This is a genomic window from Kitasatospora sp. NPDC001119, assembly GCF_053598475.1.
Genome location: NZ_JBSFKI010000031.1, coordinates 1 through 22,843, shown reverse-complemented (window position 1 = coordinate 22,843; position 22,843 = coordinate 1). Strand labels below are relative to the sequence as shown.

At 71.7% G+C, this 22,843-nt stretch carries 18 protein-coding genes; 13 read left to right on the top strand and 5 right to left on the bottom strand.

Going from position 1 to position 22,843, the window contains the following annotated elements; translation table 11 throughout:
• The first annotated feature begins 146 nt into the window (after positions 1 to 146).
• A complete protein-coding gene (rlmN, locus tag ACWDD9_RS31685) occupies positions 147 to 1,247 on the top strand; it encodes a 23S rRNA (adenine(2503)-C(2))-methyltransferase RlmN (RefSeq protein WP_074001525.1) in 1,101 nt (366 codons plus the stop codon).
• A 26-nt stretch (positions 1,248 to 1,273) separates the two neighbouring features.
• On the opposite strand, the gene ACWDD9_RS31680 is transcribed toward rlmN, so the two are convergent.
• From ACWDD9_RS31680 to ACWDD9_RS31665, 4 genes are all read right to left on the bottom strand, one after another.
• Complete coding sequence (locus ACWDD9_RS31680) at positions 1,274 to 2,425, bottom strand: hypothetical protein (protein ID WP_449813484.1); 1,152 nt, start codon at positions 2,423 to 2,425, stop codon at positions 1,274 to 1,276.
• Between the two features lie 60 nt (positions 2,426 to 2,485).
• A complete protein-coding gene (locus ACWDD9_RS31675) occupies positions 2,486 to 3,241 on the bottom strand; it encodes an ABC transporter ATP-binding protein (RefSeq protein ID WP_049651896.1) in 756 nt (251 codons plus the stop codon).
• A gap of 223 nt (positions 3,242 to 3,464) precedes the next feature.
• A complete protein-coding gene (locus ACWDD9_RS31670) occupies positions 3,465 to 4,859 on the bottom strand; it encodes an aspartate aminotransferase family protein (protein WP_049651897.1) in 1,395 nt (464 codons plus the stop codon).
• Positions 4,856 to 5,329, bottom strand: a complete 474-nt coding sequence (locus ACWDD9_RS31665; protein ID WP_030306695.1) for an Lrp/AsnC family transcriptional regulator — start codon at positions 5,327 to 5,329, stop codon at positions 4,856 to 4,858. The genes ACWDD9_RS31670 and ACWDD9_RS31665 overlap by 4 nt, the downstream gene beginning before the upstream one ends.
• Before the next feature lie 250 nt (positions 5,330 to 5,579).
• On the opposite strand from ACWDD9_RS31665, the gene ACWDD9_RS31660 reads away from it, so the two are divergent.
• From ACWDD9_RS31660 to ACWDD9_RS31650, 3 genes are all read left to right on the top strand, one after another.
• Positions 5,580 to 7,073, top strand: coding sequence for a gamma-aminobutyraldehyde dehydrogenase (locus ACWDD9_RS31660; protein WP_049651898.1), 1,494 nt, complete (start codon positions 5,580 to 5,582; stop codon positions 7,071 to 7,073).
• Between the two features lie 219 nt (positions 7,074 to 7,292).
• Positions 7,293 to 8,651 carry an aspartate aminotransferase family protein gene (locus tag ACWDD9_RS31655; RefSeq protein ID WP_049651899.1) on the top strand — a complete coding sequence of 453 codons (1,359 nt, stop codon included), beginning with the start codon at positions 7,293 to 7,295 and terminating at the stop codon, positions 8,649 to 8,651.
• 67 nt (positions 8,652 to 8,718) lie between these two features.
• Entirely contained in the window at positions 8,719 to 9,921 is a 1,203-nt protein-coding gene (locus ACWDD9_RS31650; protein WP_449813483.1) for a polyamine ABC transporter substrate-binding protein, read from the top strand.
• A 3-nt stretch (positions 9,922 to 9,924) separates the two neighbouring features.
• Here ACWDD9_RS31650 and ACWDD9_RS31645 read toward each other — a convergent pair whose 3' ends face one another.
• Entirely contained in the window at positions 9,925 to 11,577 is a 1,653-nt protein-coding gene (locus ACWDD9_RS31645) for a PucR family transcriptional regulator (protein ID WP_074001528.1), read from the bottom strand.
• 313 nt (positions 11,578 to 11,890) lie between these two features.
• On the opposite strand from ACWDD9_RS31645, the gene ACWDD9_RS31640 reads away from it, so the two are divergent.
• From ACWDD9_RS31640 to ACWDD9_RS31600, 9 genes are all read left to right on the top strand, one after another.
• On the top strand, positions 11,891 to 13,402 hold the full coding sequence (locus tag ACWDD9_RS31640) for a gamma-aminobutyraldehyde dehydrogenase (RefSeq protein ID WP_449813482.1): 1,512 nt from the start codon (positions 11,891 to 11,893) through the stop codon (positions 13,400 to 13,402).
• 54 nt (positions 13,403 to 13,456) lie between these two features.
• Positions 13,457 to 14,707 (top strand): polyamine ABC transporter substrate-binding protein, encoded by a 1,251-nt coding sequence (locus tag ACWDD9_RS31635; RefSeq protein WP_375877697.1) that lies wholly within the window; start codon positions 13,457 to 13,459, stop codon positions 14,705 to 14,707.
• 40 nt (positions 14,708 to 14,747) lie between these two features.
• A complete protein-coding gene (locus ACWDD9_RS31630) occupies positions 14,748 to 15,890 on the top strand; it encodes an ABC transporter ATP-binding protein (protein ID WP_074001531.1) in 1,143 nt (380 codons plus the stop codon).
• The gene (locus tag ACWDD9_RS31625; RefSeq protein ID WP_049651905.1) at positions 15,887 to 16,816 is read left to right on the top strand and encodes an ABC transporter permease; all 930 of its coding nucleotides are present in this window, start codon (positions 15,887 to 15,889) and stop codon (positions 16,814 to 16,816) included. Before ACWDD9_RS31630 ends, ACWDD9_RS31625 begins: the two co-directional genes overlap by 4 nt.
• On the top strand, positions 16,816 to 17,619 hold the full coding sequence (locus tag ACWDD9_RS31620; RefSeq protein WP_049651906.1) for an ABC transporter permease: 804 nt from the start codon (positions 16,816 to 16,818) through the stop codon (positions 17,617 to 17,619). The genes ACWDD9_RS31625 and ACWDD9_RS31620 overlap by 1 nt, the downstream gene beginning before the upstream one ends.
• 63 nt (positions 17,620 to 17,682) lie before the next feature.
• Positions 17,683 to 19,077, top strand: a complete 1,395-nt coding sequence (locus tag ACWDD9_RS31615; protein WP_049651907.1) for an NAD(P)/FAD-dependent oxidoreductase — start codon at positions 17,683 to 17,685, stop codon at positions 19,075 to 19,077.
• A gap of 226 nt (positions 19,078 to 19,303) precedes the next feature.
• Complete coding sequence (locus tag ACWDD9_RS31610; RefSeq protein WP_049651908.1) at positions 19,304 to 19,735, top strand: hypothetical protein; 432 nt, start codon at positions 19,304 to 19,306, stop codon at positions 19,733 to 19,735.
• 124 nt (positions 19,736 to 19,859) lie between these two features.
• The gene (locus tag ACWDD9_RS31605; protein WP_117489683.1) at positions 19,860 to 20,633 is read left to right on the top strand and encodes a nucleotidyl transferase AbiEii/AbiGii toxin family protein; all 774 of its coding nucleotides are present in this window, start codon (positions 19,860 to 19,862) and stop codon (positions 20,631 to 20,633) included.
• Between the two features lie 272 nt (positions 20,634 to 20,905).
• Positions 20,906 to 22,429, top strand: coding sequence for a CoA-acylating methylmalonate-semialdehyde dehydrogenase (locus ACWDD9_RS31600; protein ID WP_049660358.1), 1,524 nt, complete (start codon positions 20,906 to 20,908; stop codon positions 22,427 to 22,429).
• Positions 22,430 to 22,843 lie beyond the last annotated feature (414 nt).

The window sequence follows — 22,843 nt, the reverse complement described above, 5'->3', positions numbered from 1 at the left end:
GGTAGGGCGGTGGGGTGTCTCTACGGACCGGGCCGTCTGTGGGCCGTCCGGAGGCGGCCAACGATGACAGATGACGGCCAGCGTTGAGCCCGCCTCCCCAGGCACGGACGGGTCCAACGCTCGGCGTCTGCGACACTGGAACAACCATGCCTAAGCCCGGAGAACTCACCTTTGTCGCGCCGCGCGGCGCCAAGCCCCCGCGACACCTCGCCGACCTGAGCCCCGCCGAGCGCAAGGAGGCCGTCGCCGAGCTGGGCGAGCAGCCGTTCCGCGCCAAGCAGCTCTCCAACCACTACTTCGGCCGGATGTCGAACGACCCGGCGAGCTGGACGGACATCCCCGCCGCCAGCCGGGAGAAGCTCACTGGGAGCCTGCTGCCCGAGCTGATGTCGGTGGTCCGGCACGTCTCCTGCGACGACGACGCCACCCGCAAGACGCTCTGGAAGCTGTTCGACGGCACGCTCGTGGAGTCCGTGCTGATGCGCTACCCGGACCGGGTCACCATGTGCATCAGCTCGCAGGCCGGCTGCGGCATGAACTGCCCGTTCTGCGCCACCGGCCAGGCCGGTCTGACCCGCAACCTGTCCACCGGCGAGATCGTCGAGCAGATCGCCTCCGGGATGCGAGCGCTCAAGGCGGGGGAGATCCCCGGCGGCGAGGCGCGGCTGTCCAACGTGGTCTTCATGGGCATGGGCGAGCCGCTGGCCAACTACAACCGGGTGCTGGCCGCGATCCGCCGGCTGACCGACCCGGCCCCGGACGGCTTCGGCCTGTCCCAGCGCGGCATCACGGTCTCCACCGTCGGCCTCGTTCCGGCGATGAACCGGTTCGCCGACGAGGGCCTCAGCTGCCGTCTGGCGCTGTCGCTGCACGCCCCGGACGACGAGCTGCGCGACGAGCTGGTCCCGGTGAACACCCGGTGGAAGGTCGCCGAGGTGCTGGACGCGGCCTGGAACTACGCGGAGAAGTCCGGCCGCCGGATCTCCATCGAGTACGCGCTGATCAAGGACATCAACGACCAGGCCTGGCGGGCCGACCTGCTCGGCCGGCTGATCAAGAACCACCGGGTGCACGTCAACCTGATCCCGCTGAACCCGACCCCGGGTTCCAAGTGGACGGCCTCCCGGCCCGAGGACGAGCGCGAGTTCGTCCGCCGCCTCCAGTCGCACGGCGTGCCGACGACCGTCCGCGACACCCGCGGCCAGGAGATCGACGGCGCCTGCGGCCAGCTCGCCGCGGCGGGCTAGGACAGGCGCCAGGCGCGTGGCGCGGGTCAGCGCAGGCCGGCGGCCGCCAGTGCGGCGGTCGCCCCGCCGGTCAGCAGCAGTGTGCTGCCCACTGCGAGGGTGCGCAGCGCGACCGCGCCGAACAGCAGCCGGGGCGAGGTGCCGAGGCGCAGCAGCGCGTCGGTGACCTCCCGGCGGTCGGTGCGGACCTCGGCGAGCCGGGTGACCACCGCGGCGGCCGCGCAGCCGAGCACCAGGCAGGCCTCGACCGCGGGCAGCGCGTCGGCGCTGTCGGGCGTGCCGATCCAGTAGCGGACGGTGGTGAGCACCAGCGCGACGGCGAGGGTGAGCACGGCCAGCGGTGCGCCGAGCCGCCGGGCCTGGGCGGTGAGCCCGCGCCCGGCCAGCAGCCGCAGCGGGGTGGGCCGTCCGACGGCGAGCAGCCGCCCGGCCCAGCCCAGCAGCGGGCCGGTGAGCAGGGCGAGGCCGAGCGCGCTGGCGGCCCAGCCGCCGAGGGCGGCGGTGCTGGTGCTGCCGAGCCCGGCGGGCAGGTGGATCGGGCGGCCGTCGGCGGCGGCGCCGGGGCGCAGGGCGATGAGTTCGAGCGCGGCGCCGATGACGCCCAGTCCGGTCGCCAGGGCGATCCGCCAGACGCCGAAGCCGGTCGGGGCCTGGGTGCGGCCGCCGGGCAGGGTCTCGGTGACGGGCACCGCGCAGGCGGCGGCGGTGCCGGCGCTGAGCGGGACCAGGGCGAGCAGGGCGACCGGTGCGGCGGCCGGCAGCGGCACGCCCATGCCGAGGTCGGGGGCGAGCCCGGGCCCGGCGACGTCGTTGCGCAGCACCAGGAAGGCCAGCAGGGTCAGCACGCTGCCGAGGGTGGAGGCGAGCGCGACCTCGCCGGCGATCAGTGTCCGGATCCGGTGGGAGCCGGCCCCGGCGGCGGTGAGGCCGGCGATCCGCTCGGGCCGCCGGGCGGGCACCGCGCGGGCGGCGACGGCCGCGAACCAGGCGACGGCGGCGAGCGGGGGCAGGCACCAGAGCAGCCGGACCAGCGGGCCGGCGCCGCCGGCCGGGTCGCTCATCGCCCGGCCGAGGGAGCGCAGCAGGAAGGCGGCGACCACGGCGGCGGCCAGCGCGGTGAGCAGCCAGCGGCCGAGGTCGGGCACCCGGTAGCCCCGGGCCAGACGGAAATAGAACACGTCGACTCTTTCAGCGGCTCGGCGGCGTTCGGTGGCTCGGCGTTCGGCGGCCCGGCGCCGTCAGCGGCGGGTGGCCGTGACGGCGGGTGCCCCGTTGGCCCCGGGGGCGGTGGTGCCGCGGGGGACGGGGGCGACGGGGGCGGTGAGCCGTCCGTCGACGAGGGCGACGGCGCGGTCCGCGAACCGGACGAGTTCGGCGTCGTGGGTGGCGAGGACGAGGGTGAGCTGGTGGGACCGGGCCGCGCTGGTCAGTATCCGCATGACCTGGTCGGCGGCCTCGCGGTGCAGCGGGGCGGTGGGGTCGTCGGCGAAGACCACGGGCGGCAGCGGGGCCAGGGCGCGGGCGACGGCGACCCGCTGGCGCCGGCTCTGGACGAGCCGCTCTGGGCGCAGCCGGGCGCAGTCGCCGACGTCGAGGCGTTCCAGCCACTCGTCGGCGGCGGTGTAGGCGGCCTTGTTGCCGGCCCCGGCGAGCAGCAGCGGCAGGGCGACGTTCTCCCGGGCGGTCAGTTCGGGCACCAGGTGGGGCTCCGAGCCGACGAAGCCGAAGCGGTCGCGGCGCAGCCGTTCGCGGCCGGCCCGGGCGAGGGTGTGCACGGGGGCGCTGTTGAACCAGACCTCGCCCTCGTCGACCGGGAGCTGCGCGGAGAGGCAGCCGAGCAGGGTGCTCTTGCCGGAGCCGCGCGGGCCGGTGACGGCGAGCACCTCGCCCTCGCGGACGCCGATCGAGATGCCGCGCAGGGCGGGGGTGCCGTCATGGGACTTGACGATCCCTCGGGCCCACAGCACGTCGTTGTCAGGCGGTGCCGCTGACATGAGGATCCATCCTGGGTGGCCGCAGGGATATGACAGTCGTCAGATTAGAACGAGGGGGCCGGGTCGCGGTTGCGGCGCACTGGTCCATCACGGGCAAATCACCCGCATTCAGGCATGTTTGGTCGTACGACTGTGATGTTGAGCGGACCGGGGACGCCGAAGGGCGGCCCCGCGGGGAGCGGGGCCGCCCTTCGGCGGAGGGTGGGGAAGAAGGCTCAGGGGATCAGATCTTCGCCCACGCGTCGGTGAGGCTGGTCCGCAGGATCTGCTCGATCTCGTCGAAGGTCGACTGGTCGGAGATCAGCGGCGGGGCCAGCTGGATGACCGGGTCGCCACGGTCGTCGGCGCGGCAGTACAGGCCGTTGTCGAAGAGGGCCTTCGACAGGAAGCCGTAGAGGACGCGCTCGACCTCCTCGTCGTTGAACGACTCCTTGGTGACCTTGTCCTTCACGAGCTCGATGCCGTAGAAGTACCCGTTGCCGCGGACGTCGCCGACGATCGGCAGGTCGCGCAGCTTGTCCAGGGTGCCCAGGAACGCCGACTCGTTGTCGAGCACGTGCTGGTTCAGGCCCTCGCGCTCGAAGATGTCGAGGTTGGCCAGCGCCACCGCGGAGGAGACCGGGTGGCCACCGAAGGTGTAGCCGTGCAGGAAGGTGTTGTCACCCTTGTAGAACGGCTCGGCGAGGCGGTCCGAGATGATCGTGGCGCCGATCGGGGAGTAGCCCGAGGTCATGCCCTTGGCGCAGGTGATCATGTCGGGCTGGTAGCCGAACTTGTCGGCGCCGAACATGGTGCCCAGGCGGCCGAAGGCGCAGATGACCTCGTCCGAGACCAGCAGCACGTCGTGGCGGTCGCAGATCTCGCGCAGGCGCTGGAAGTACCCGGGCGGCGGCGGGAAGCAGCCACCGGCGTTCTGCACCGGCTCGACGAAGACGGCGGCGACGGTCTCGGCGCCCTCGTTGAGGATGGCCACCTCGATCTCGTCGGCGCACCAGCGGCCGTAGGCCTCGGGGTCGACCGTGCCGTCGGGGCCCTCGAGGAAGGCCGGGGCGCGGTAGATGTTGGTGTTGGGCGCCTTGTGGGTGCCCGGGACCAGCGGCTCGAACGGGGCCTTCAGGCCCGGCAGGCCGGTGATCGACAGGGCGCCCTGCGGGGTGCCGTGGTAGGCGACGGCGCGCGAGATGACCTTGTACTTGGTCGGCTTGCCGGTCAGCTTGAAGTACTGCTTGGCGAGCTTCCAGGCGGTCTCGACGGCCTCGCCGCCACCGGTGGAGAAGAAGACCTTGTTCAGGTCGCCCGGGGCGTAGTTGGCCAGGCGCTCGGCCAGCTCGACGGCCTTCGGGTGGGCGTAGCTCCACACCGGGAAGAAGGCGAGCTCCTTGGCCTGCTTGGCGGCGGCCTCGGCGAGCTCCTCACGGCCGTGGCCGGCCTGGACGACGAACAGGCCGGCGAGGCCGTCGAGGTACTTGCGTCCCTTGTCGTCCCAGACGTAGGTGCCCTCGCCCTTGACGATCGTCGGCACGGGGGAGTTCTCGTACGACGACATGCGGGTGAAGTGCATCCACAGGTGGTCGTAGGCGGTCTTGGAAAGGTCCTTCTGCGCCGGGTCGGCTGTCATCGGGTGCCCCAGGTGTAGGTCTGTTTCCGGAGCTTCAGGTAAACGAAGCTCTCGGTGCTCCGCACGCCGGGAAGCGCGCGGATGCGCTTGTTGATCATTTCGAGCAGGTGCTCGTCGTCCTCGCAGACCAGTTCGGCCAGGAGGTCGAACGAGCCTGCGGTGCAGACGACGTAGTCGACCTCGTCGAGGGCGGCCAACGCGTCGGCGACGGGTTCGATGTCGCCCTCGACCCGGATGCCGACCATCGCCTGGCGGGTGAAGCCGACGGTGAGCGGGTCCGTGACGGCGACGATCTGCATCACGCCCTGGTCGAGCAGCTTCTGGACGCGCTGCCGCACGGCCGCCTCGGACAGGCCGACGGCCTTGCCGATGGCGGCGTACGGGCGGCGCCCGTCCTCCTGGAGCTGCTCGATGATCGCCTTGGAGGCGGCGTCGAGGGGAACGCTGGCGTTCCGGTCGCGGTTGGCCACGCGGCCACTGTGCCTGATCGTTCGCGCGTTCGCAAGCGTGGAAACTGCTGATTTCGTCGTGATCTTGGAAAACGTATGCGGATTTCATTGCCGGAGCGCACTCCGCCTGTCGATACCAGCAGTCGTGCGGCTACCCTGGCACCGTACGCGCGCGCCCCCGAGGGCCGCCGCACGTACCGCCACCAGTGGACCGCGCCGCTCCGGGTGCGGCCACTCGGGACCCTTCGTACGCCGGACCCGCCGACGTACCATGGCGCCGGAATCTGCAACGCCGCAGGCCCAGACCGAGGAGAGATCCGTGAGCGACCTTCGCACGCTGCGCAACTACATCAACGGTGAGTTCGTCGACGCGGTCGACGGCCGCACGCTCGACATCGTCGACCCGACCACCGGCGAGGTCTACGCGACGTCGCCGCTGTCCGGTGCCGCTGACGTGGACGCCGCCATGGCCTCGGCCGCCGCCGCGTTCCCGATCTGGCGCGACTCCACCCCGAGCACCCGGCAGAAGCTGCTGCTCAAGATCGCCGACGCGGTCGAGGCCCGCGCCGACGAGATCGTCGACACCGAGGTGCGCAACACCGGCAAGCCCCGCGCGCTGACCCTCTCCGAGGAGATCGGCCCGATGGTGGACCAGATCCGGTTCTTCGCCGGTGCGGCCCGCATGCTGGAGGGCAAGGCCGCCGGTGAGTACATGGACGGGATGACCTCGATCATCCGCCGCGAGCCGGTCGGCGTCTGCGCCCAGGTCGCGCCGTGGAACTACCCGATGATGATGGCCGTCTGGAAGTTCGCCCCGGCCATCGCCGCGGGCAACGCCGTCGTGCTGAAGCCCTCCGACACCACCCCGGCCTCCACCGTGCTGCTGGCCGAGATCATCGGCGGCGTGCTCAAGGAGCTGGAGCTGCCGGCCGGCGTCTTCAACGTCATCTGCGGCGACCGCGAGACCGGCAAGCTGATGGTCGAGCACAAGACCCCGGCGATGGCCTCCATCACCGGCTCGGTGCGCGCCGGCATCTCGGTCGCCGAGTCCGCCTCCAAGGACGTCAAGCGCGTCCACCTGGAGCTGGGCGGCAAGGCCCCGGTCGTGGTCTTCGAGGACGCCGACATCGCCGAGGCCGTCGAGGGCATCTCGGTGGCGGGCTACTTCAACGCCGGCCAGGACTGTACGGCCGCCACCCGCGTGCTGGTCCACGAGTCGATCCACGACGCCTTCGTCGAGGCGCTGGCCAAGGCCGCGGCCGAGACCAAGACCGGCGGCGTGGACGACGAGGACGTGCTGTACGGCCCGCTGAACAACGCCAACCAGCTGAAGCAGGTCTCCGGCTTCATCGAGCGGCTGCCCGCCCACGCCAAGGTCGAGGCCGGCGGCCACCGGGTCGGCGACAAGGGGTACTTCTACGCCCCGACCGTCGTCTCCGGCCTGAACCAGGACGACGAGATCATCCAGAACGAGGTCTTCGGCCCGGTCATCACCGTGCAGAAGTTCACCGACGAGGACCAGGCCGTCGAGTACGCCAACGGCGTCGAGTTCGCGCTGGCCTCCTCGGTGTGGACCAAGGACCACGCCCGCGCCATGCGGATGTCGCGCCGCCTGGACTTCGGCTGCGTCTGGATCAACACCCACATCCCGCTGGTCGCCGAGATGCCGCACGGCGGCTTCAAGAAGTCCGGCTACGGCAAGGACCTGTCGGCGTACGGCTTCGAGGACTACACCCGGGTGAAGCACGTCATGACCGCGATCTGAGCGGGTCGTGACCGTTGGACGAGGTATGACCGCGATCTGAGCGGGTCGTGACCGTTGGACGAGGTATGACCGCGATCTGATTCAGGTCGTATGAACCGACCATGGGCCCGGGTCTTCTCGACCCGGGCCCTGTGTCTTTGCACCCTGTCGACGGTTGGCGCGACCGGCTGACACGATGGAACTGCCCTTCGGGGACGGGCCCGCCCTAGCCTTACCGGCATGAGCATTCCCACCGCTGACTCAGCCGCCGGCCAGGCCGTCAAGGCCGTCGACCGCGCGCACGTCTTCCACTCGTGGTCCGCCCAGGCGCTGATCGACCCCCTCGCGGTGGCCGGCGCCGAGGGCTCGTACTTCTGGGACTACGACGGCAACCGCTACCTCGACTTCTCCTCGCAGCTGGTCAACACCAACATCGGCCACCAGCACCCGAAGGTGGTCGCCGCGATCCAGGAGCAGGCGGCGAAGCTCTGCACCATCGCCCCCGGCTTCGCGGTCGAGGCGCGCAGCGAGGCCGCCCGGCTGATCGCCGAGCGCACCCCCGGCGACCTGGACAAGATCTTCTTCACCAACGGCGGCGCCGAGGCCAACGAGAACGCCATCCGGCTGGCCCGGCTGCACACCGGCCGGCAGAAGGTGCTGTCCACCTACCGCTCGTACCACGGCGCCACCGCCAACGCGATCGCCCTCACCGGCGACCCGCGGCGCTGGCCCAACGAGAGCGGCGTCTCCGGCGTGGTGCACTTCTGGGGGCCGTACGCCTACCGCTCCAACTTCCACGCCGAGAACGAGGCGCAGGAGTGCGAGCGCGCGCTGGAGCACCTGGAGCAGGTGATCGCGTTCGAGGGGCCCGGCACCGTCGCGGCGATCATCCTGGAGACCGTGGTCGGCACCGCGGGCATCCTGGTCCCGCCGGCCGGCTACCTGGCCGGGGTGCGGGAGATCTGCGACCGCTACGGGATCGTGTTCATCCTGGACGAGGTGATGGCCGGCTTCGGCCGCACCGGCGAGTGGTTCGCCGCCGACCACTGGGGCGTCACCCCGGACCTGCTCACCTTCGCCAAGGGCGTCAACTCGGGCTACGTGCCGCTGGGCGGCGTGGCGATCAGCGCCGAGATCGCGGCCACCTTCGCCGAGCGGCCCTTCCCCGGCGGGCTCACCTACTCCGGCCACCCGCTGGCCTGCGCCTCCGCGGTGGCGACCATCACCACCATGGCGGAGGAGGGCATCGTCGAGAACGCCAAGCACATCGGCGAGACGGTGCTCGGCCCCGGCCTGCGCGAGCTGGCCGAGCGGCACCCGTCGATCGGCGAGGTCCGCGGCCTCGGCGTGTTCTGGGCGCTGGACCTGGTGAAGAGCCGGGAGACCCGCGAGCCGCTGGTGCCCTACAACGCGGCCGGCGCCGCCAACGCGCCGATGGGCGAGCTGGCCGCGGCCTGCAAGCAGCGCGGGCTCTGGCCGTTCGTCAACATGAACCGCTTCCACGTCGTCCCGCCGTGCACCGTCACCGAGGAGGAGGCCAAGACCGGCCTCGCGGTCCTGGACGAGGTGCTGTCGCTCACCGACGCGCACACTGTCTGACGTACCAACCAGGACGGCCCCGAGCACCCGCGTGCCCGGGGCCGTCCCACGCTCCGGAAGGCCGCTCATGCCCAGCAGCTCCACCCTGACCCGCCGTCCTCCCGCCTCCAGCCCCGTCCGCCGGCGTTCCGTGCTCGGCGGGGCCGCGCTGCTCGGCGCCGGCGTGCTGACCGGTTGCGGCATCCCGGCCGCGTACGTGGCCGAGGACCGCCGCTCGGCGCCGGACCGTTCGGAGGACGACAAGCGGCTCGTCTTCTCCAACTGGACGCAGTACATCGACACCGACGACGCGGGCGGGCGCCCCACCCTGGACGCCTTCAGCGAGAAGACCGGGATCGCGGTCGGCTACACCGAGGACATCAACGACAACGACGAGTTCTTCGGCAAGATCAGCCCGGTGCTCACCCAGGGCGCCGCCCCCGGCCGGGACCTGATGGTGATCAGCGACTGGATGGCCGGGCGGTACGTCTCGCTGGGCTGGGTGCAGGCGATGGACCGGGCCAACCTGCCCAACGTCACGGCCAACCTGGACCCGCAGCTGGCCGAGCCGGCCTTCGACCCCGGGCGCCGGCGCAGCGTGCCGTGGCAGTCCGGGATCACCGGCATCGCCTACAACCGCAAGGCGCTCGGCCGGGAGATCAGGTCCACCGCCGACCTGTGGGCGCCCGACCTCAAGGGCCGGGTCACGCTGTTCGCCGGGCTGGACGAGGCGCTCGGGCTGCTGATGCTCTCCCAGGGCGCGGACATCGCGAAGTTCACCGACGACGACGCGCGCCGCGCGATGGACCTGGTGCAGAAGACGGTGGACAGCGGCCACGTCCGGCGCTTCACCGGCAACGACTACACCAGCGACCTCGCCTCCGGTGCGGCGCTCGCCTGCCAGGCCTACTCCGGCGACGCCGTCCAGCTGACCGCCGAGAACCCGGACATCGAGTTCGTGGTGCCGGAGGAGGGCGGCGAGCTGTGGGCGGAGAGCCTGATGATCCCCAACCGGGCCGCCCACAAGCGCAACGCCGAGCTGCTGATCGACTACTACTACCAGCCCGAGGTGGCCGCCGAACTCGCCGCGTTCGTCCAGTACATCTGCCCGGTGCCGGCCGCCCGCGAGGTGCTGGCGGCCAGCGGCGACAAGGAGAAGGCCGAACTCGCCGAGAACCCGCTGGTGTTCCCGACCGACGGGATGCGCGCCCGGCTGCACACCATGCGCGACGTCACCTCGGCCGAGCGGCCCGAGCTGCACAAGGTCTGGGGGCGCATCACCGGGGTGTGACCGCTACCGCCGGACGGCGTCCAGGGCGAGCAGCGCCACGTGCAGGGAGAGGCAGGACTCCACCTGGTCGAGGTCGACGCCGAGGATCCGCTCGACCTTGTGCAGCCGGTCGTAGAAGGACGGCCGGGACAGGTGCGCGGCGTCCGCGGCGGCCGACTTGTTCCGGCCCTGCTCCAGGTAGATCCGCAGCATCTGCACCAACTGGCCGTTGTGCTCGGCGTCGTGGGCCAGCAGCGGGCCCAACTCCCGTTCCACGTACGTCTGCAGCCGGGCGTCGTCGCGCAGCAGGTGGAGCAGGCCGCGCAGCCGGACGTCCGGCAGGCGGTAGTAGGAGGAGCTGCGGCCGCCGGGCGCGTCGTGCAGGGCGGCGTCGGCGACCTGGGTGGCCTCCAGCAGGGTGCGCCGGGCGTCGCGCACCGAGCCGACCGAGGAGCCGACCGCGACCACCGGGCCCGCCGGGTCGCCGCCCTCCCGTCCGGCCTCGGCGGACATCCGGCGCAGCGCGGCGGAGAGGGCGTCCAGCGAGGCGTGCTCGTCCTGCTGGGTGCCGAGCGTGATCAGCAGCCCGACGGCCTCGTCGTCCAGCGCGCCGACCAGGGCGGTCAGCCGGCAGGCCCGGACGGCGCCGGCGGCCAGTTCGGTGAAGTCGCGCAGCCGGGCCTGCGCCTCCAGCGCGGCCGGGATCGGGCCGCGCCGCTGCCGCAGCACCACGCCGACCAGCCGGCGGCCCTCCAGCGGGATGCCGAGGGCCTGGGCGCGCAGCGCCGCCTCGGAGACGGTCAGCGCGTGGGTGAGGATGCCGGACAGCAGGGTGCGGTGGGTCTGCCGCTCCAGGCTCTCCCGGTCGCGCACCACCAGCCGGTTGAGCGCCAGCGCGGAGGCGCCGCGCTCCAGCAGCATGGTGTGCGGGTGGGCCTCGCCCTCGGGCAGCGGGCCGGGCTCCTGCACCAGCACCAGCCGGCCCCAGTCCTGGCCGCGGGCTCCGACGGTGGTGACCAGCCAGCCGCTGCGCGGGTCGTGGCCGGTGCGCCCAGCCGGACGGACGCCGCGCGAGCGGCGTTCCCAGTCCTCCAGCACCTCGGCCTCCGGGCGTCCGGCGGCGTCGTGGGCGAGCACCTGGTGGGCCAGGTTCTCCAGGACGACCGGGGCGCCGGCCATCCGGGACACCTGGCGGATCACCTCGGGCGGCTCGGCGCCCTCCACCACCAGCTCGTTGAAGACCTGGTGGACCGACTCGGAGATCCGCAGCTGCTCCAGCTGGGAGTTGACCACCAGGGCGTGCACGGCCTCGGTGACGGCGACGAAGCGCAGCTCGCGGCGGAGCGTGATCAGCGGCAGTCCGCGCTGCTCGGCGGCGTTGACCAGGGCGCGGGGGAGCGAGTCGAAGTAGCGCCGCCCGAACTCGACGACCAGGCCGGCCACCCCGACCTCGTCCAGCTCGCGCACGTAGCGGGCCAGGCCCTCGCGGTCCTCGGGCAGGGCGATGCCGGTGGTCAGCACCAGTTCGCCGCCGCGGAGCATCCCGGCGACGTCGGGCAGTTCGCTGACGTGGACCCAGCGGACCGGCCGCTCCAGGTGGTCGGCGCCGGCCACCACCTGGGGCAGGCCGCGCCGCATCACGTCGAGGTCGAGGACTCGGGCGACGGTGGGGAGCATCGCGGGCCTCCGGGGGCTGTGGAGAGCGGAGCCGGGGCTCCGGGCGTTCTGGTTTCGGGTGACGCGGTCAGGGTGACGCGGTCGGGGTGTGCGGTCAGGGTCGTGCAGTCAGGGTGTCAGGTAAATCATCCATCCCCCCGACGACCTGTTGCCCTGCCCGCACCCTTGCACCCTGTAAGGCCCTTCGTGCCGAGGTTGTCGAAGTGACCCTTGTCACCCCAACCCCGCAGCAGGCAAGGTCAGCGGGACCGCAGACCCCCACCGCGGACGCGTGACCCCGCAGCGGTCGAACCACGGCACTTGGAGGAACCAGATGGACCTGACCGACTTCGGCCCGGGCGCGCAGTACATCGCGGGACGCCAGACCAGGGGGAGCGGCGAGCCCTTCCAGGTCGTCAACCCCGCCGACGGCAGCGTGGTCGAGCAGGTCGCGCTGGCCACCGCCGGGGACGTGGACACCGCCGTCGCCGCCGCCAGGGCGGCCCTGCCCGGCTGGTCCTCGGCCACCCCCGGTGCGCGCTCCGAGGCGCTCACCCGGCTGGCCGCCGTGCTGGCCGGGGCGGCCGACGACCTGGCCCGGGTGGAGACCGCGCAGACCGGCAAGCCGGTCAAGCTGGCCACCGAGTTCGACGTGCCCGGCACCGTCGACAACGCCGCCTTCTTCGCCGGCGCCGCCCGCAACCTGGAGGGCAAGGCGGCCGGCGAGTACTCCGGCGACCACACCTCGTACGTGCGGCGCGAGGCGGTCGGCGTGGTCGGCTCGATCTCGCCGTGGAACTACCCGCTGCAGATGGCCGCCTGGAAGATCCTCCCGGCGATCGCCGCGGGCAACACCATCGTGCTCAAGCCGGCCGAGCTGACCCCGCTGACCTCGCTGATGTTCGCCCGGGCCTGCACCGCCGCCGGCATCCCGGACGGCGTGGTCAACGTGGTCACCGGCGCCGGGCGCACCGCGGGCGAGCACCTGGTCGGGCACCCGGACGTCGCGATGGTCTCCTTCACCGGCTCCACCGGCGTCGGCAAGCGGGTCGCCGAGATCGCCACCGCGGGCGTCAAGCGCACCCACCTGGAGCTCGGCGGCAAGGCCCCGTTCGTGGTCTTCGACGACGCCGACCTGGACGCCGCGGTGCACGGAGCGGTCGCGGCCTCGCTGATCAACGGCGGCCAGGACTGCACCGCCGCCACCCGCGCCTACGTCCAGCGCCCGCTGTACGACGCCTTCGTGGCCGGGGTGGCCGAGCTGTACGCGGCGATCCGGATCGGCGACCCGCTGAGCCCGCGCACCGACCTCGGCCCGCTGGTCTCGTACGCCCACCGGGACCGGGTGGCCGGCTTCGTGGAGCGCGCCCGCTCGTACGCCACCGTGGTCACCGGCGGCCGGGCCCCGGAGAAGGGCCACGACGGCACCGACCTCACCCGGGGCGCGTACTACCGGCCGACCCTGATCACCGGCGCGGCGCAGGACAGCGAGGTCGTGCAGGGCGAGATCTTCGGCCCGGTGCTGGTGGTGCTGCCCTTCGACGGCGACGACGAGGGCCTGCGGCTGGCCAACGACACCCCGTACGGGCTGGCCGCCTCCGCCTGGACGAGCAACGTGCACCGCTCGCTGCGCGCCACCCGGGAGATCGCGGCCGGCTGCGTCTGGGTCAACGACCACATCCCGATCATCAGCGAGATGCCGCACGGCGGCTACAAGGCGTCCGGCTACGGCAAGGACATGTCCCAGTACTCGCTGGACGAGTACACCCAGGTCAAGCACGTCATGTTCGACACCACCGCGGTGGCCCGCAAGGACTGGCACCGCACCGTCTTCGGAGACAGATAACCCCCGGACCACGCGGGTGCCCCCACACCCCATCTCCCCCAGGAGGCCCGTTCCATGGCGTTCAACGAGCTCACCGACGGTCTGCCCGAACCGGTCCGAAGGGCCTGGGAACGCAGTCTGACCAGCGGCCGGGCCGCGCTCGGCCGCCGCACCCTGCTGCGCGCCGCCGCGCTGAGCGCCGGAGCGGGCACCCTGGCCGCCTGCGGGATCCCGGCGGCCCCCCGGGCGACCGGCGACTCGACCGCGAACGCCGCCAAGGACCTCTCGGAGACGCAGAAGGAGGTCGACTTCTCCAACTGGCCGTTGTACGTGGACACGGACGAGAAGGACAAGGAGAAGCACGGCACCCTGGAGGCCTTCACCGAGGCCACCGGGATCAAGGTGAAGTACAACGAGGACGTCAACGACAACGTCGAGTTCTTCGGGAAGATCAAGCCGCAGCTCGCCTCCGGCCAGGACACCGGCCGCGACCTGATGGTGCTCACCGACTGGATGGCCGCCCGGCTGATCCGGCTCGGCTGGGTGCAGAAGCTCAACCCGGCGAACGTCACCACCGCGATCACCAATATCGAGTCGCGCTTCCGCGCCCCCGACTGGGACCCGGGGCGGCTCTACTCCTACCCGTGGGCCGGCATCCAGACCGTCGTCGCGTACAACCGGAAGGCGACCAGGGGGAAGGAGGTCACCAGCGTCTCCCAGCTGCTGGACGATCCCGACCTCAAGGGCCGGGTCACCTTCCTCTCCGAGATGCGCGACAGCATCGGGATGGTCCTGCTGGACCAGGGCAGGAGCACCGAGAGGTTCACCGCCGACGACTTCGACGGCGCGGTCGCCCGCCTCCAGAAGGCCGTCGACAGCAAGCAGATCCGCCGCTTCACCGGCAACGACTACGGCCAGGAGCTCTCCGCCGGCGACATCGCGGCCTGCATCGCCTGGGGCGGCGACCTGATCCAACTGCGCGCCGACAACCCGGACATCGAGTTCGTCATCCCGGAGAAGGGCTACATCGCCTCGACCGACAACATGCTGGTCCCGGCCAGGGCCCAGCACAAGGCGAACGCGGAGAAGCTGATCGACTTCTACTATCAGCCGAAGATCGCGGCGCAGCTGGTCGCGGGCATCGGCTTCGTCTCCGCCGTCACCGGGATGAAGGACGAGCTCGCCGGCATCGCCCCGGACACCGCGGCCAACCCGCTGGTCGTACCCACCCCCGAGATGGCGGGCAGGGCGCACGTGTTCCGCACGCTCTCCGAGAGCGAGGAGAGCGACTTCGAGCAGAAGTTCTCCAAGCTCATCGGCGCCTGACCCCCGCTCCCGGCAGAGAATCCCAGGAAGACACCACCCCATGACAGACCAGCAGCGCGACGCGGCCGTCGGCGGCGACGTCCGGCTCACCGGCATCGGCAAGACCTACGGCTCCTTCACCGCCGTCCACCCGCTCGACCTGACCGTCCCGCAGGGCTCGTTCTTCGCCCTGCTCGGCGCCTCCGGCTGCGGCAAGACCACCACCCTGCGCATGATCGCCGGCCTGGAGGAGCCCACCAGCGGCACCGTCCTGATCGGCGGCCAGGACGTCACCGCCCTGCCCCCGTACAAGCGGCCGGTGAACACCGTCTTCCAGAGCTACGCGCTCTTCCCGCACCTGGACATCTTCGAGAACGTCGCCTTCGGCCTGCGCCGGCGCGGCAGGAAGGACGTCAGGAAGCAGGTCGAGGAGATGCTCGAGCTGGTCGAGCTCGGCCAGTACGCCCGGCGCAAGCCGCACCAGCTCTCCGGCGGCCAGCAGCAGCGCGTCGCGGTCGCCCGCGCACTGATCAACCACCCGCAGGTGCTGCTCCTGGACGAGCCGCTCGGCGCGCTCGACCTCAAGCTCCGCCGCCAGATGCAGCTGGAGCTCAAGCGGATCCAGACCGAGGTCGGCATCACCTTCGTGCACGTCACCCACGACCAGGAGGAGGCCATGACCATGGCCGACACCATCGCGGTGATGAACGGCGGCCGGGTCGAGCAGCTGGGCGCCCCCGCCGACCTGTACGAGAACCCCGCCACCACCTTCGTGGCCAACTTCCTCGGCCAGTCCAACCTGCTGCCCGCCGAGGTCACCGGCACCGAGGGCGGCGACCTGCTGCTCAGCGCGGCCGGCGCCCGCCTCGCGGTGCCGAAGGCGCGCTGCGCCACCGACGCCAAGCGCGTCCACCTGGGCGTGCGCCCGGAGAAGATCACCATCACCCACGCCTCCGAGCAGGTCGCCGACGGCCGCAACCGGCTGGCCGGCACGGTGCTCGACTCCAGCTTCATCGGCGTCTCCACCCAGTACGTGGTGCGCACCGACGGCGGCCAGGAGGTCACCGTCTTCGAGCAGAACATGGAGCGCGACGCGCGGATCGTCCCCGGCGCCGCCGTCCAGCTGCACTGGAACCCGGCGCACTCCTTCGCCCTCGACGCCGCCCAGGCGATCGACGCGGGCACCGCGGAGGAGGCCGCATGACCACCACCACCCCGGCCGCGCCACCCCAGGTCATACCGCTGGAGGGACCGGCGCCGAAGCCCAGGCGCAAGCTCACCCCGTACTGGCTGCTGCTTCCCGGCATCGCCTGGCTGGTCGTCTTCTTCGCCGTCCCGCTGGTCTACCAGGCGTCGACCTCGCTGCAGAGCGGCTCGCTCGAAGAGGGCTTCAAGGTCACCTGGCACATATCGACCTACTGGGACGCCCTGGTCGAGTACCGGTGGCACTTCCTGCGCTCGTTCTCCTACGCGGCCGTCGCCACCGTGCTCTGCCTGGCCGTCGGCTACCCGCTCGCGTACACGATCGCCTTCAAGGCGAGCAAGCGCTGGCGCAACGTCATCCTGATCCTGGTCATCGCGCCGTTCTTCACCAGCTTCCTGATCCGCACGCTGGCCTGGAAGACCATCCTGTCCGACGGCGGCCCGGTGGTCGGCGCGCTGAACGCGCTGCACGTCCTGGACGTCACCAACCTGCTCGGCCTGACCAGCGGCGACCGGGTGCTGGCCACGCCGCTCGCCGTGGTCTGCGGCCTGACCTACAACTTCCTGCCGTTCATGATCCTGCCGCTGTACACCTCGCTGGAGCGGATCGACCCGCGCCTGCACGAGGCGGCCGGCGACCTCTACGCCCGGCCGTTCACCACCTTCCGCAAGGTCACCTTCCCGATCTCGCTGCCGGGCGTGGTCGCGGGCACCCTGCTGACCTTCATCCCCGCCTCCGGCGACTACATCAACGCCCAGCTGCTGGGCTCGCCGAGCGAGCAGATGGTCGGCAACGGCATCCAGAAGCAGTTCCTGAACGTGCTCGACTACCCCACGGCCGCCGCGCTGAGCTTCATCCTGATGGCCCTGATCCTGGGCATGGTGACGGTCTACATGCGCAAGGCCGGGACGGAGGATCTGGTCTGATGTCCCGGATTTCCAAGTGGATCCGCGCCCACCTGGTGGTGCTGGCCGGCCTGCTGGCCCTCGCCTACCTGGTGCTGCCCAACCTGGTCGTGCTCGCCTTCTCGTTCAACAAGCCGGTGGGCAAGTTCAACTACGAGTGGAACGAGTTCTCCACCGACGCCTGGACCAACCCCTGCGGCGTGGCCGACATGTGCCAGTCGCTCTCGCTCAGCCTGCAGATCGCGGTGCTCGCCACCATCGGCGCCACCGTGCTCGGCACCATGGTCGCCTTCGCGCTGGCCCGCTACCGCTTCCGCGGCCGCTCGGCCACCACCGCGATGATCTTCCTGCCGATGGCCATGCCCGAGGTGGTCATGGCCGCCTCGCTCGGGACGCTCTTCCTCAACATGCGCATCCCGTTCGGGTTCACCACCATCCTCATCGCCCACATCATGTTCTGCCTCAGCTTCGTGGTGACGGCGGTCAAGGCGCGCGTGATGAGCATGGACCCGAGGCTCGAACAGGCCGCCCAGGACCTCTACGCGACCCCCGTCCAGACCTTCCTGAGGGTCACCCTGCCGCTGGCGGCGCCCGGCATCGCGGCGGGCGCGCTGCTCAGCTTCGCGCTCTCCTTCGACGACTTCATCATCACCCAGTTCAACTCGGGGCCGACCACGGTCACCTTCCCGATGTTCGTCTGGGGCGCCTCGCAGCGCGGCATCCCGGTGCAGGTGAACGTCATCGGCACCGCGATGTTCCTCGCCGCCGTCCTGCTGACCGTCGTCGGCCAGTGGCTGGGCAACCGCCGGAAGGCCACCGCCTGACGTACGGTCGACGACGGTGGCCAGTACAACCATCACCTATTCGTAGAAAGTGGCTGATAATGCATGGACTCCGCCCGCGCACTCAGTGACGCCAGGCCCACCCCCTTCTGGCTGGAGGATCCCGGCCGGCCGGCGGCACTGCCCGCCCTGGTCGGCGACACCACCTGCGACCTGCTGGTCGTCGGCGGCGGCTACTCCGGCCTGTGGACCGCCCTCATCGCCAAGGAACGCGACCCCTCGCTGGACGTCGTGCTGGTCGAGGGCAACGAGGTCGGGTGGGCCGCGTCCGGGCGCAACGGCGGGTTCTGCGCGGCCAGCCTGACCCACGGCTTCGGCAACGGCCTGGACCGCTGGCCGTCCGAACTGGCCCAGCTGGAACGCCTCGGTGCCGCCAACCTCGACGGCATCGAGGCCACCCTCAAGCGCTACGGCATCGACGCCGAGTGGGAGCGCACCGGCGAGATCGACGTCGCCACCCAGCCCCACCAGGTCGAGGAGCTCCACGAGATCGCCGAGGCGGTCGCCCGGTACGGCTTCGACATCACCGTCCTGGACGCCGACCAGCTGCGCGCCGAGGTCGACTCGCCGACCTTCCTCGGCGGCCTCTGGGACAAGGAGGGCGTGGCGATGGTCCACCCCGCCAAGCTCGCCTGGGGCCTCAAGGACGCCTGCCTGGGCCAGGGCGTGCGGATCTTCGAGCACACCCGGGCCACCGACCTGCGGGAGCACGGCAGCGGCATGGCCGTCCGCACCCCGTACGGCCGGGTCTTCGCCCGCAAGGTCGCGCTCGGCACCAACGTGTTCCCGTCGCTGCTCAAGCGGGTCCGCCCGTACGTCGTCCCGGTGTACGACTACGCGCTGATGACCGAGCCGCTCAGCGAGGAGCAGCTCGCCGCGATCGGCTGGCGCGGGCGCCAGGGCCTCGGCGACAGCGCCAACAAGTTCCACTACTTCCGGCTCTCCGCCGACAACCGGATCCTCTGGGGCGGCTACGACGCGGTCTACCACTTCGGCGGCCAGGTCCGGCACGAGTACGACCAGCGGCCGGAGACCTTCCGCACCCTGGCCAACCACTTCTTCCGCTGCTTCCCGCAGCTGGAGGGCCTGCGCTTCACCCACGCCTGGGGCGGCGCGATCGACACCTGCAGCCGCTTCTCGGCGTTCTTCGACACCGGGTACCGGGGCAAGGTCGCGTACGCGGTCGGCTACACCGGGCTCGGCGTCGGCGCGACCCGCTTCGGCGCCGAGGTGATGCTCGACCTGCTGGCCGGCGAGCGCACCGAGCGCACCTCGCTGGAGATGGTGCGCAGCAAGCCGCTGCCGTTCCCGCCCGAGCCGGTGCGCTGGGCCGGGATCGAACTCACCACCCGGTCGCTGGAGCGGGCGGACCGCAACGGCGGCCACCGCAACCTCTGGCTGCGCACCCTCGACCGGCTGGGGCTCGGCTTCGACAGCTGAACCGCTCAAACGCTGAACCACTGGAACGCTGAAATGCTGAACCGCTGATCTGCCGAAACGACTGAAGCCGTTGAAACCGTTGAAACCGTTGAAACCACGAACGCCCGTAGCCGGGTGCCCCTAGTCGTGTAATCGGGACCCGCCGTCCGCCTCTCCTTGGTGACGGCGGGTCTCGCTCTTCCCGCCGTCTCCGAACAGTACGAACGGCAAGAAGCGGGGACACGACATGGAGACCACCGGACTGCACTGGCTCGCCCAGGCGGCACCGGACCCGGAGGCCTTCCGGGACCAGTGGGAGCGCACCGGGCTGGGCCTGGTGCTGCTGCCGGCCGGCCGGCGTTGGGACGTCCTCTCCGTCCCCGGACGGCTCGGGCGCCCGGCCGCGGAGGTCCTGGACCCGCGCACCCGCGGTCCGGTCCTCACCGACTTCGGGGGCGGGCAGGTCAGCTTCCTGGTGCCCGTCGGCACCGCCGCCCGCTGGATCGGCACCGGCGTGCGCGGTGCGGGGGAGGGCACCTGGATCGTCGTCCCGCACCCCGGGCGCCGCAGCCGGGGCGTGCGCTGGCTGGTCCCGCCGGACGGCTCCGGGCGGCTCACCGACCCGGTGCTGCTGGAGCTCGCCCTGCACGAGGCGGCGGCCCGGCTCGGCGGCTGGTGAGCCCCGCCGTCTCGTGCGGAACCGGGGGCCCGGGGGGCGTGAGGAGGTGCCTGGGGGCGCCCGGTAGCGCTCCGGGCGCCCGGCGACTGGCGCGCGGAGCGGGCGGTCGCGTCAGACTGGAGGCGTGACCACCGTCCCGCACGCCGTCGACGCGTCCCTCCGCCCGGGCCCCGCCCAGCTGCGCCTGGCCGCGCTGGCCGCACCCGTCTGCGACCGGTACGGCCTCGCCCTGGCGGGAGGGCACGCGCTGCGCGCCCACGGCGTCGCGGCCTGCCCGCAGGACGGGCTGACCCTGGCGACCGGCGGCGCCGACCTGCCGGAGGTGGCCGCCGCGCTGGGCGAGGCGTACCGGACGGCGGGCGGCGGGGCCGTCGAGCGGCCGGGCACACCGCGGCTGGAACAGCTCACCGTCCGGCTGGCGCTGGGCGGGCGGTCGCACTCGGTGGAACTGCGCAAGGAACCGCTGGGACACCGGCCGGTCCGGTTCGACCTCGGTGCGCCCGGACCGGACGAGCCCCCGGCGGTGCTGCCGGTCGTCGCCCTGGAGGACGCGGCCGCGCTGACCACCGCGCTGCTCGTGGACCGGGGCATGCCCCGCGACCTGATCGACGTGCACGCCCTCACCCGCTGCTACCGGGAAGGCGAACTGCTCGCGCTGGCAGCCGAGTTGGACCCGGACTTCCAGCCCGCGGCGCTGGCCGAACGGCTGGAGGCGCTCGCCGAGGCGGCGGACGGGCGGTTCCGCGCCCGGGGCGTGCCGGCCGGGGAGGTGGCCGAGCTGAAGCGGTGGGCGCTGGCCTGGGCGCAGGACCTGCGGCTGGACCTGCTGGAGACCCGGGAGGCGGCGGACGGGCTGCACGACCCGTACCTGGAGGAGCCGGAGGACGGGGAGTCCTGACGCCCCGGTCCCGCGGGTGCCCGCGGTGTTTGGGTGCCCGCGCCGTTGGGGGCATTCGTGGTGGGTTCACACGTTCGGGCGAGTGACCGGACGACCTGTAAGGCTGAATCCACGATCCCCGTCAGCCTGTTCGTTGAGCTGCGCCGGAGCGGCCACCAGACTGGGAGACGAGCGCGGTAGCCCCGTGATTCCCGTCGCCCGGCCCACGTGCGGGCGGCGCCAGACCGGACCGGTGGCAGGACGCCGCCCGGGACTTCGGAGGCAGACGGACCTTGAGCAAGCACATCATTCACTGGATCGGCGGCAAGCCCGTCGCCACCGCCGGTGCGGCCCCCCGTCGCGGCGAGGTCTTCGACCCGGCCACCGGCCAGGTCGCCGGCCAGGTCGACTTCGCCGAGATCGCCGAGGTCGACCAGGCCGTGGCCGCCGCCGCCTCGGCCTTCACCGAGTGGCGCACCGCCTCGATCGCGAAGCGGACGACGGTGCTCTTCGCCTTCCGCGAGCTGCTGAACGCCCGCCGCGACGAGCTGGCCTCGATCATCGTGGCCGAGCACGGCAAGGTGCACTCCGACGCGCTCGGCGAGATCGCCCGCGGCCTGGAGGTCGTGGAGTACGCCTGCGGCATCCCGCAGCTGGTCAAGGGCGGCTTCACCGAGCAGGCCTCGACCGGCGTCGACGTCTACTCGATCCGCCAGCCGCTCGGCCCGGTCGCGATCATCTCGCCGTTCAACTTCCCGGCCATGGTGCCGATGTGGTTCTTCCCGATCGCCATCGCGGCCGGCAACACCGTCGTGGTGAAGCCCTCGGAGAAGGACCCGTCCGCCGCCAACTTCCTCGCCGAGCTGTGGAAGGAGGCCGGCCTGCCGGACGGCGTCTTCAACGTCGTGCACGGCGACAAGGTGGCCGTCGACCGCCTGCTGGAGCACCCGGACGTCAAGTCCGTCAGCTTCGTCGGCTCCACCCCGATCGCCCGCTACGTCTACGAGACCGGCACCCGCTACGGCAAGCGCGTGCAGGCCCTGGGCGGCGCCAAGAACCACATGCTGGTCCTGCCGGACGCCGACCTCGACCTCGCCGCCGACGCCGCCGTCAACGCGGGCTTCGGCGCGGCCGGCGAGCGCTGCATGGCGGTGTCCGTGCTGGTCGCGGTCGACCCGATCGGCGACGAGCTGGTCGAGAAGATCAAGCAGCGGATCGCCACCCTGAAGGTCGGCCCCGGCTGCAACGGCGAGTCCGAGATGGGTCCGCTGGTCACCGGCCAGCACCGGGACAAGGTCACCTCCTACGTGGAGTCCGGGGTCGCCGACGGCGCCGAGCTCGCGGTGGACGGCCGCAAGCACCCGGTCACCGCCGAGGACCGGAACGGCTCCCCGACGGCCGACGGCTTCTGGCTCGGCCCCACGCTGTTCGACCACGTGAAGCCCGGCATGTCCGTCTACAACGACGAGATCTTCGGCCCGGTCCTCTCGGTGGTGCGCGTCGACTCGTACGAGGAGGGCCTGGCGCTGATCAACGCCAACCCGTACGGCAACGGCACCGCCCTCTTCACCAACGACGGCGGCGCGGCCCGGCGCTTCCAGTTCGAGGTGGAGGTCGGCATGGTCGGCATCAACGTGCCGATCCCGGTCCCGGTCGCCTACTACTCCTTCGGCGGCTGGAAGGCCTCGCTGTTCGGCGACGCCCACGCGTACGGCCCGGACGGCGTGCAGTTCTTCACCCGGGGCAAGGCCGTGACCCAGCGCTGGCTGGACCCGTCGCACGGCGGCATCAACCTGGGCTTCCCCACCAACAGCTGATCCGCACGGCACCACCGGCCGGACCCCTCTCCCCGGGGTCCGGCCGGCCGTCTTTGCACGACGTTTGCATCGGTGCGTGGAAGCGCGTACAGTTCTTCGAGCTGCCTGGCAGGGAGCACCGGACACGCATCTGCGCGGACGGTCCCGCGGTGGCCAATCCTCTGAAACACCACTTCCGGTTCGTGCCGGTCGTTTGCGCTTTTCGGCGCTGTGACCTGGTGCTTATTCGGCGTGCTCGTTTTATCGGGTTGCGGTCGGATTCGCTTTTCGGAGCGGGGATCGGCTAGAGTTTGAAACGTCGGACAGGGCGTCAAACCCTGGAAGACACCGGCGAGTTGGATGAACGAAGCCCCGGAAACGGAGCGGAAAACATCTGATAAGCTGGAAACACGAAAGAACGAAGCCCGGAGGGTC

What these genes read in the sequence shown, in the direction of transcription:
- rlmN (WP_074001525.1), top strand. Translation starts at nt 147, where the DNA reads ATGCCTAAGCCCGGAGAACTCACCTTTGTCGCGCCGCGCGGCGCCAAG.
- ACWDD9_RS31675 (WP_049651896.1), bottom strand. Translation starts at nt 3,241, where the DNA reads ATGTCAGCGGCACCGCCTGACAACGACGTGCTGTGGGCCCGAGGGATC.
- ACWDD9_RS31670 (WP_049651897.1), bottom strand. Translation starts at nt 4,859, where the DNA reads ATGACAGCCGACCCGGCGCAGAAGGACCTTTCCAAGACCGCCTACGAC.
- ACWDD9_RS31660 (WP_049651898.1), top strand. Translation starts at nt 5,580, where the DNA reads ATGGCGCCGGAATCTGCAACGCCGCAGGCCCAGACCGAGGAGAGATCC.
- ACWDD9_RS31655 (WP_049651899.1), top strand. Translation starts at nt 7,293, where the DNA reads ATGAGCATTCCCACCGCTGACTCAGCCGCCGGCCAGGCCGTCAAGGCC.
- ACWDD9_RS31650 (WP_449813483.1), top strand. Translation starts at nt 8,719, where the DNA reads ATGCCCAGCAGCTCCACCCTGACCCGCCGTCCTCCCGCCTCCAGCCCC.
- ACWDD9_RS31645 (WP_074001528.1), bottom strand. Translation starts at nt 11,577, where the DNA reads ATGCTCCCCACCGTCGCCCGAGTCCTCGACCTCGACGTGATGCGGCGC.
- ACWDD9_RS31640 (WP_449813482.1), top strand. Translation starts at nt 11,891, where the DNA reads ATGGACCTGACCGACTTCGGCCCGGGCGCGCAGTACATCGCGGGACGC.
- ACWDD9_RS31635 (WP_375877697.1), top strand. Translation starts at nt 13,457, where the DNA reads ATGGCGTTCAACGAGCTCACCGACGGTCTGCCCGAACCGGTCCGAAGG.
- ACWDD9_RS31630 (WP_074001531.1), top strand. Translation starts at nt 14,748, where the DNA reads ATGACAGACCAGCAGCGCGACGCGGCCGTCGGCGGCGACGTCCGGCTC.
- ACWDD9_RS31625 (WP_049651905.1), top strand. Translation starts at nt 15,887, where the DNA reads ATGACCACCACCACCCCGGCCGCGCCACCCCAGGTCATACCGCTGGAG.
- ACWDD9_RS31620 (WP_049651906.1), top strand. Translation starts at nt 16,816, where the DNA reads ATGTCCCGGATTTCCAAGTGGATCCGCGCCCACCTGGTGGTGCTGGCC.
- ACWDD9_RS31615 (WP_049651907.1), top strand. Translation starts at nt 17,683, where the DNA reads ATGGACTCCGCCCGCGCACTCAGTGACGCCAGGCCCACCCCCTTCTGG.
- ACWDD9_RS31610 (WP_049651908.1), top strand. Translation starts at nt 19,304, where the DNA reads ATGGAGACCACCGGACTGCACTGGCTCGCCCAGGCGGCACCGGACCCG.